Raw genomic sequence first — 9,074 nt, forward strand, 5'->3', positions numbered from 1 at the left:
TCCCATTCCGAACAGAGAAGTTAAGTCCGACTGCGCAGATGGTACTGCATCTTGTGGGAGAGTATGTCGCCGCCTTTCTTTTAAAACCTCTATCAAAACGATAGAGGTTTTTTGTTTTGTATGCCTCAACGTTCTAATTTTAGTGTTTAGATATTTATAATTAAAGCTAGGTTAACTAGAAATATAGAGAAGTGCTATTGTTTTGTATTCTAATACGTTATTAGGAAGTTAAAATAATTATAAGTATTGTCGATGCAATTTTTGAATTAGGATGTGAAGCGTAAACCTTTTGGGATTTAATCTTAATAGATTATCTAGAATTATAAATAAAATTAGATTAGATCAGCAACTTGAAATTTTTGTATTCTTTTATATTTTAATAGATAAGAAATAACTTTAGGTATATTTGACTATAATGCAAAAAAAAAACAATCCGTATCGGATTGCTTAGATATGATTCTATTTGTCTATAGCTCCTAAAACTCGTTTCATAAACTCATTTAAAGCTGTTTTTTTGTCCTTGCCTTCTTTTATTAGTTTTTGAACTTCTAAAGCCCCATAGAGATTCGATATAAGTTCACCAATAACTTCAAGCTCTTCTTCTTTTAAGCTTTCAAATTCGCATAAATTTTCTAATACTTCAAGGGTTTCAATAATATAATCTTGATCATTCGATTCAATAAAATTACATAAGTGCTTTATTATAGGGAGTTTCATGGATGGAGATTGAAAGGTTATTGAATGGCTTCCTGAACTAATTCAGCGAGTACTTCAGCTTTATTAGTTTGACTTTGATTCAGAAGAGCACCGTTTTTAAACGTAGCAAAAGTAGGTAAATTATCAACTTTAGCTAGTTTTCTAGAATTAGGAAATTGTTCGGCATCCACAATAATAAAAGGAATGTTTTCGTGTTGATTAGCCAACATTTTGAATTTAGGTTTCATTATACGACAATTTCCACACCAAGACGCAGCATATTGTACAACAACAATTTCATTTTCTGCAATAATTTCTGTTAAATTATCTTTTTCTATTTCTTGAAACATAATAATATTTTTTTTGAGTAAATGCAGTTGATTTTTTTCAACTGCATTTACTATTTATATTTTTAGTGAGATGATAAATAAGAAGCCGTACTGTTTCTGTCTGGAGACATCGCATCTTTACCTTCTTCCCAATTAGCGGGGCATACTTCACCTTTAGTTTGTACGTGTGTATACGCATCAATTAAGCGTAAATATTCATTTACGTTTCTACCAAGAGGCATATCATTTACACTTTCATGGAAAATTTTACCTTCTTCGTCGATTAAATAAGTAGCTCTGAATGTTACATTGGAACCTTCTAAGATTTCATCATTTAATTCTTCATCATATACCCATTCTGCATCTAAAATATCTAAAGCAGCTGATAAATTGCGTGTTGTATCCGCCAAAATAGGATACGTAACCCCCTCGATTCCTCCTTGATTTTTTGGTGTATTTAACCAAGCAAAGTGCACCTCGTTTGTATCACAAGAAGCTCCAATCACCATAGTATTTCGTTTTTCAAATTCTTGTAAGGCCGCTTGAAAAGCATGTAATTCCGTTGGACAAACAAAAGTAAAATCCTTTGGATACCAAAAAAGAACTACTTTTTTATTGTTTTTTGTTGCTTCTTCAAAAACGTTAAGTCTTAGATTGTCTCCCATGAATGAGATGGCATCTACTGTAATGTTTGGGAATTTTTTTCCTACTAATGACATGATGTGTTATTTAAGTTAATAATAATTTTATGATGCAAATTTATATAACAAACTAGAATTACGGTATTAGTATTCATTATATATTCTTATTAATTAATAGTTTTTTGCTATTATGAAATTCATTATTGTAAGAAAGAATAATAATATCTTATATTTGTTTCAAATTACATTCCTACTATTATGAATTTTTCCAAGTTATTTAGAAAAAAATCCATACAAGATATTTTAATTCAGGTTGAGAAAAATGAGTCTGATGGACATCATTCGCTCGGAAAGCATTTAACAGCAAGAGATTTGACGGCTTTTGGTATTGCGGCCATAATTGGTGCAGGAATTTTTAGTACTATTGGAAAAGCAAGTGCTGATGGAGGTCCAGCAGTAATATTTTTATTTATCTTCACAGCTGTAGCGTGTAGTTTTGCAGCATTTGCCTATGCCGAATTTGCTTCTATGGTTCCTATTTCGGGAAGTGCTTACACCTACTCTTACGTTGCTTTTGGTGAAATTGTTGCCTGGATCATTGGATGGGCATTAATTATGGAATATGCCATAGGTAATATAACCGTTGCTATTTCATGGAGTGACTATTTTACAGGCCTTCTCGATGGAATTGTACATTCACTAAATGCTAAATATGGCTTTCATTTAAGGACTTTGGCGGAGTGGGTTCAAATGGATTATTTAACAGCATCCAATGGGTTTAAAGAAGCTACTGTATTAATGAAAGGAGGTAAGTTATTCCAGAATTTACCTCAAAATATTCAACTTGCACATCAGGCATGGGTTACATCTCCTACTTTTGCGGGTATTCATTTTATTGCTGATATTCCCGCACTATTAATCATTGTCATCATTACCTATTTAGTATATAGAGGCATGAAAGAGTCTAGGAATGCAAGCAATCTTATGGTTGTTGTAAAACTTTGTATCATACTTTTAGTCATTGCTGTTGGAATTTTTTATGTAGATGTGGAACATTGGAGTCCTTTTGCTCCAAATGGATTAGGAGGCATATTAAAAGGAGTTTCGGCCGTGTTCTTTGCCTATATTGGTTTTGATGCTATTTCAACTACAGCAGAAGAATGTAAAGATCCTCAACGTGATTTGCCAAGAGGAATGATGTGGGCTATAATAATTTGTACCATTTTATATGTAATAATTGCATTAGTATTAACAGGTATGGTGAAATATTCCGATTTAAACGTTGGAGATCCTTTGGCTTTTGTTTTTGATAAGTTAAACCTTAAGTGGATGTCTGGGATAATTGCAGTGAGCGCTGTCATAGCCATGGCAAGTGTTTTGTTGGTTTTTCAAATGGGACAACCCAGAATTTGGATGAGTATGAGTAGAGATGGGTTGTTGCCCAAACGCTTTTCAAAAGTGCACCCCAAATATCAAACACCTTCTTATGCTACAATTGTTACGGGTTTTGTTGTCGCTATTCCCGCTCTCTTTTTAAATTTGACTATGGTTACTGATTTGTGTAGTATTGGAACGCTTTTTGCTTTTGTTTTGGTATGTGCTGGAGTTTTGGTGCTACAAAATAAGCCTAATATTCCAAGAGGAAAATTTAAGACGCCATACATCAATTCTAAATTTATTTACCCCATTTTATTGCTTATTGGGTTGTTGTTTTCGGTAACAAAATTTAAAGAAGATACGCTTTCTTTTGTGACAAATCAGAAGCAAATTAAGGATCCTTCCAACTTTATTAATACAATTGGCGTTGATGGAACAAAGAAAGTATATGATTTTTTAGTTGAAAATAATAAAATCAAAAATAAAACAACCGATTTAGAACAAACATTGACACAATATTTTGACAATAAAACGGCTTATAAAAAATTAATTGATTCCCTACCTGTTGAAGAATCAATGAAATATGACAGTGGTTTGGATTTATTTAAACATAAAATACCGATGTGGATTTTTTTGTTAACTATTCTAGCGATTGCTGTTTGGTCTTGGAAACAAAATTTATCGTTAATTCCATTATTAGGATTGATATGCTGTCTATACATGATGGCGCAATTAAGTGTTTGGAATTGGATGTACTTTTTTATTTGGCTCCTGATAGGGTTAGTCATTTACTTTAGCTTCAGCTATAAAAATAGTTTTCTTTCTAAAGCATAAAAAAAGAGGCGCTATATTTGCCTCTTTTTGATCACCTTATAATCTTTTTATTTCATTTCTGAAGGACTCATAGATTCTCCTTTGCGTTCCTCAATTCTTTTCATCATTTTTTCTTTTCGCTCGGCCAATTTTTGTTCCCATTTTGCATATTGTTCGGCAGTTAATATTTTTTTCATTTCAGCTTTCATTGCTTCTGCGTTTGCTTTCATTTCATCTCTGCGCGCATCTTTTTCTTCTTTTGTTGGCCTTTGATTTTCCGCTCTTCTAGCCTCCATTTCGGCTCTTTTAGCCTCACGTTTGTCAACTTCTTTTTTTACCAAAGCTCTAACTTGTTCAATTTGTTTATCCGTAAGGCTTAAATCTTTAGCCATTTTTTTTACTTGAAATTCAACTCGTTGTTCAGGAGTTAATTTTTCTTTCATGTCTCTTTTTGGCTCTTGTGCAAATGTTGTCATCCCAACAACAGCTAATGCTACTAAAAATAGTTTTTTCATAAATTTGATATTTAGTTTATTGGACTAAAATAATACTTTAAGGTTTAATGATTAACATAAAATTTGCTTTTAGTTTAAATTCTGTATTTTTGCTCTGTGTTTATATAGCATTGCTATAAACATATTTTAAAAAAATATTTGTTTTTTGATTAAACCTGTTGCAAGAGTGATTTTAAATCTTTTTTATAAGTGAGTTTTAAATTAATTTATTTTAAAAAAACAAAATGAAACCTTCAAAAACAGTGGCACACTATGTGTGTAGGGATTACAGAATAGCTGAAATATTTTCAAAATTATCGATAGATTTTTATTGTAAAGGGGATGTGCTTTTAGAACAACTATGTATGGAGAGAAATCTTAATTATGAGGCTCTAATTCAGGAGATCCATGCTGTACAAAATTCAAGCATCCCGTTACCACTTAAATATCATGAATTTTCCGTAGAAGAATTGATCGAATATATTCTTGTTTTTCATCATGATTATTCTCGACAGGTTATTCCATTATTGTTGGAAAAGCTGAAAGAATTGGTTCAAACGGAAGGGACAAAGTATCCCGAATTGGAACGAATTTACGATTTTTTTAAGATTAGTGCTTATGAGTTGCTATGTCATATAGAAAAAGAAGAAGATACACTATTCCCTTATATTAGACAAATGATTCATGCGCTAAATGCCAATGAAACCATACAACAACCTTCCTTTAGAACCGTGGATAATTCTTTGATTAAATTGAGAGCTGACCATGACACAGAAAGCAACTTTATTGCCATGATTTATGAGCTTTCTCACGGGTTCCAAACTCCAAGTAATGCCTCAATAAACTATATAGAAACGTTTGAAATGCTCCATGAATTTCATGAAAATATAAAAAAACATATTCATTTAGAGAATAATTTATTGTTTGGTTATGCAAAAGAGCTAGAGGATTGTTTTACTATCTTTTAGGTTCAAATGTGTTATTTGCTATATATTTGTATCGTGAAAAATATTGTATTTATAATTGGGTTACTAATAGTATTGAAGCCGGTTTTTCCGGTTGTCGATTATATGGTTAATTATAAATACATCGCCACAGTACTTTGTGAAAATAAAGATAAACCTGAATTAAATTGTTGTGGTAAGTGTCATCTTAAAAAAGAATTGGCTAAAGAAGCTGAAAATGACAAGCCTTTATCTTCTGATAAGAAAAGTTCTCAAAAACAAGAAGTTGAATTTTACTATTATTCTAAATCGGAATCTCTTGTTGAAAGTATAAGGTTAGTTCGTAATACTTTTACAATACATTCTGTCTATTCTGATTTATATTCTTTTCTGAATAGTGTATTCGTATTTCATCCCCCAATAGCATCTTGAATCACATAGAATCAAATGGCATGCAACCCCAATAGTTTTTCTGCTGGGGTATTGTACCATGCCTGCTTTTAATTAAATTCAAGATAAAACACATGAAAAATAATATTAAAAAAGCGATTGCTTTGCTAGTAATCGCAACCACTCTTATATCTTGTAGTAAGAGTGAAGATGCTGTTTCAGGAACAGGAAGTTTAAAAATTCAATTTGAAAATGGATTTGCGGGAAATGAGCTAGTTTTGGGTGCGGCCAATATGCCAACCTCTCAAAATGAAGTGTTGAAAGTTAGCAGTATCAAATACATTGTTAGCAATATCGTCCTGACGAAAGAAGACGGAAGCACATTTACATATCCTAAAGCGAGTAGTTACTTTATTGTTGACGAGTCTACTCCGTCAAGTTTGATATTAAATTTAAGCAATGTGCCAGCGGCTAATTATAAATCTATAACATTTGGTATTGGCGTTGACCAAGCGCAATACGAGTTAGGACAAACGGGAATTGCCGATTTTTGGACTACAGCTCAAAATGCTGGAATGACTTGGAGTTGGGCTTCAGGTTTCAAATTTCTGGCTTTTGAAGGAACGTTTACATCTTCAACAGTAACAACTGATACCTCATTTATGATTCATACAGGAAAAACAGGTACGGATTACAATTATACTGAAGTTTCTTTAGCATTGCCTGAAGATGCTTTGGTTCGAACGAATATTACCCCTCAAATTCATTTGAGTACCGATTTGTCTAAAATAATTGACGGAACCAATAAAATAAATCTTACCGCTCACAATGGGATGGGGATGGGAGCTATGATTATGGGAGGTTCAGATTTGCCCTTAATTACAGCTAATCTATCGAGTATGTTTACTGTTGAACACGTGCATAATAATCCAAATTAATTAAAAGAGAGCTGTTTAAGTGTTAACTTAAACAGCTTCTTTGCTCATTCTATAAAAAAATGAAAATTAAATATAGCATTGCTTTCATTTTACCATTATTGTGGAGTTGTTCTAAGGACGAAGTGTATGTTGATGTGCCTTTAAAATTTGAAGTTCCGTCTAATTTTCCACCTTTAGCTTATAACATAGCACAAAATCCACCCACGGAGAAAGGTTTTGAATTAGGTAAAAAAATATTTTACGACGGACGATTGTCGTCAGATGGGGACATCTCGTGTAGTTTTTGTCATATTCAACAAAACGCTTTTACACATCACGGACATACAGTGAGTCATGGTGTGAATAATGCCTCAGGAACACGAAATTCTCCATCTATTCAAAATATGGCGTTTCAAACAGAATTTATGTGGGATGGAGCTGCTGATAATCTCGATTATCAACCCGTTATTCCTTTGCTAAGTGCCATCGAGATGAATGGTAATTTTGCAAATATTATGGCCATGATGAAAGCCGATCCTAAGTATGTAAAATTGTTTAGTCAAGCTTTTCCAAATAAGGAAATAAATACTGAAAACATGTTTAAGGCTCTAGCTCAGTTTATGGTTATGAATATTTCCTCTAATTCTAGATTTGATAAATACAGAAGGAATGAATCTGGAGGCGATTTAACTGACGACGAATTGGCAGGTTATTCCATTTTTAAGGCAAAATGCGCTTCGTGTCATGCCACCGATTTGTTTACAGATAATTCCTTTAGAAATAATGGACTGCCTATTAATCCTATGGTAAATGATGTAGGAAGGTATCGTTTAACACAATTACCACAGGATTATTATAAGTTTAAAGTGCCTAGTTTACGAAATGTTGCGCTAACGGCTCCATATATGCATGATGGACGTTTTGGAACACTAGAAGCAGTGCTTAATCATTACGCTAATGCAGTAGTTAGTTCTCCAACATTAGATCCTCTTTTAAATCAAAACGGTACTTTAGGAATCGCTTTGACAAGTACAGAAAAGACGCAAATCATTGCATTTTTAAAAACATTAACTGATTATCAATATATTAATGATACTCGATTTTCCGAATAATTATGAAAAATATTTTATTTATACTTTTTGCACTATTCCTATTCGCAAGTTGCAAAAAAGAAACTTTAGTAGAACAACCTAACAAAAGCGAGTTTAAAAAACCCATCAACTCCCTAAATTCATTAAAATACGCCAATAAAATTGATTTTTATTGTCAGATGGATATTGCTAAATATGGTGTAAGTGATACAGCACATTATAAAGGGAATTTATATGGGTTTTGCTCCAAAATGTGTAAGGACGAATTTCTAAAATCGCCAGAAAAATATTTGGCAAAAAAATAAACCGATGAAAAAGATACTTTTACTAATTTTTGTTGGCATTCAACTAGCAAATGCTGCAACTAAAGATACTATTCAAGGGGTCAATCCATTTAAAAAATATTATTTATTTAGAGAAGAAGAGGATTGTGATGCTTGCGGCTGTTCTGCCAATGGGGGGAGTATGGGATTTAGTTCAATGTTGAATAACAATTTTATCGGAATTCGATATGTTTATCAACAATACACCACCAAAGAAGGCGTTTTTAATAATTCACCATGGATTACGGAAAATTTTAATACCCTTCAAATTTGGTCGAGAATACCTATTACAAATAGAATTCAATTGACCGCTTTACTTCCTTATCACAATAATAATAGAGAGTTGATTACGGGTAAAGAAGCTATTTCTGGTATTGGAGATTTGACTTTTTTAGGAATGTATACTTTAGTACAGCCTAAAATGGATAGCACAGCTGTTTTTACCCACAAATGGCAAGTGGGTGCTGGTATAAAAGCACCAACAGGGAAATATGATCAGCAAAATAATGGTACGTTAAATTCTAGTTTCCAACTAGGAACAGGGAGCTGGGATTATCTTGTGGCTACCGAATACATCATCCGAAGAAAAAGCATCGGATTGAATTCAGCCTTAAGCTATGTGTATAAAACGGAAAACCAAAAGCAATATCAATTTGGGAATCAGTTTAATTATGGAAGTACCTTGTTTTATTTTTTAGATTTAGATAAAATTAAGTTAGTGCCACAATTGGGATTTGCTGGTGAAGTATATGCAGCAAACAAACAAGTGAAACAAGAGGTCTTGGATTCAAAAGGTTCTGTGTTGTTTAGTAAATTTGGACTTGAACTAGGAAGGAAGAATTTGTCTGTAGGAATTAATATGATGAATCCCATAAAACAAAATCTTACGGGAGGTAATGTTCAAGCTAAATATAGAATAGGATTTAATTTTAATTATAGTTTATAAATAAAAAAAAAGAGGCATTAGACTGGACCCAAAAGTTTAGACAAATTTATAATTAATTTTGATAATAGTGAGCTCGATATTTAATCGGGCTCATTTTGTTTAAATTTGATTTG

At 32.5% G+C, this 9,074-nt stretch carries 11 protein-coding genes and 1 rRNA gene; 8 read left to right on the plus strand and 4 right to left on the minus strand.

Annotated features, from left to right (window positions below):
- Positions 1–78, plus strand: a 5S ribosomal RNA gene (gene rrf, locus CLV55_RS13120); the annotation flags it as partial.
- A 381-nt stretch (positions 79–459) separates the two neighbouring features.
- On the opposite strand, the gene CLV55_RS12615 is transcribed toward rrf, so the two are convergent.
- The 3 genes from CLV55_RS12615 to CLV55_RS12625 form a co-directional block, all read right to left on the minus strand.
- Positions 460–717 (minus strand): DUF6952 family protein, encoded by a 258-nt coding sequence (locus CLV55_RS12615; RefSeq protein WP_112114158.1) that lies wholly within the window; start codon positions 715–717, stop codon positions 460–462.
- Positions 718–734: 17 nt separating this feature from the next.
- A complete protein-coding gene (locus CLV55_RS12620) occupies positions 735–1,046 on the minus strand; it encodes a thioredoxin family protein (protein WP_112114159.1) in 312 nt (103 codons plus the stop codon).
- Positions 1,047–1,108: 62 nt separating this feature from the next.
- Positions 1,109–1,744 carry a peroxiredoxin gene (locus CLV55_RS12625; protein WP_112114160.1) on the minus strand — a complete coding sequence of 212 codons (636 nt, stop codon included), beginning with the start codon at positions 1,742–1,744 and terminating at the stop codon, positions 1,109–1,111.
- A 180-nt stretch (positions 1,745–1,924) separates the two neighbouring features.
- Here CLV55_RS12625 and CLV55_RS12630 point away from each other — a divergent pair, with 180 nt between their 5' ends.
- Positions 1,925–3,877: an amino acid permease gene (locus tag CLV55_RS12630; RefSeq protein ID WP_112114161.1), complete on the plus strand. Its 1,953-nt coding sequence runs from the start codon at positions 1,925–1,927 to the stop codon at positions 3,875–3,877.
- Positions 3,878–3,924: 47 nt separating this feature from the next.
- On the opposite strand, the gene CLV55_RS12635 is transcribed toward CLV55_RS12630, so the two are convergent.
- Complete coding sequence (locus tag CLV55_RS12635; protein WP_112114162.1) at positions 3,925–4,371, minus strand: DUF4890 domain-containing protein; 447 nt, start codon at positions 4,369–4,371, stop codon at positions 3,925–3,927.
- Positions 4,372–4,595: 224 nt separating this feature from the next.
- Here CLV55_RS12635 and CLV55_RS12640 point away from each other — a divergent pair, with 224 nt between their 5' ends.
- The 6 genes from CLV55_RS12640 (at position 4,596) to CLV55_RS12665 (ending at position 8,961) form a co-directional block, all read left to right on the plus strand.
- Positions 4,596–5,318 carry a DUF542 domain-containing protein gene (locus CLV55_RS12640; protein ID WP_112114163.1) on the plus strand — a complete coding sequence of 241 codons (723 nt, stop codon included), beginning with the start codon at positions 4,596–4,598 and terminating at the stop codon, positions 5,316–5,318.
- A 33-nt stretch (positions 5,319–5,351) separates the two neighbouring features.
- A complete protein-coding gene (locus tag CLV55_RS12645) occupies positions 5,352–5,726 on the plus strand; it encodes a hypothetical protein (protein ID WP_245902730.1) in 375 nt (124 codons plus the stop codon).
- Positions 5,727–5,818: 92 nt separating this feature from the next.
- A complete protein-coding gene (locus tag CLV55_RS12650; RefSeq protein WP_112114164.1) occupies positions 5,819–6,622 on the plus strand; it encodes an MbnP family protein in 804 nt (267 codons plus the stop codon).
- A gap of 59 nt (positions 6,623–6,681) precedes the next feature.
- Positions 6,682–7,713, plus strand: coding sequence for a cytochrome-c peroxidase (locus tag CLV55_RS12655; protein ID WP_112114165.1), 1,032 nt, complete (start codon positions 6,682–6,684; stop codon positions 7,711–7,713).
- 2 nt (positions 7,714–7,715) lie between these two features.
- A complete protein-coding gene (locus CLV55_RS12660; protein ID WP_112114166.1) occupies positions 7,716–7,997 on the plus strand; it encodes a YHS domain-containing protein in 282 nt (93 codons plus the stop codon).
- 4 nt (positions 7,998–8,001) lie between these two features.
- Positions 8,002–8,961 carry a transporter family protein gene (locus tag CLV55_RS12665; protein WP_112114167.1) on the plus strand — a complete coding sequence of 320 codons (960 nt, stop codon included), beginning with the start codon at positions 8,002–8,004 and terminating at the stop codon, positions 8,959–8,961.
- The last annotated feature ends 113 nt before the right edge of the window (positions 8,962–9,074 follow it).

This window comes from Flavobacterium aciduliphilum, from assembly GCF_003268855.1.
Lineage (GTDB): Bacteria > Bacteroidota > Bacteroidia > Flavobacteriales > Flavobacteriaceae > Flavobacterium > Flavobacterium aciduliphilum.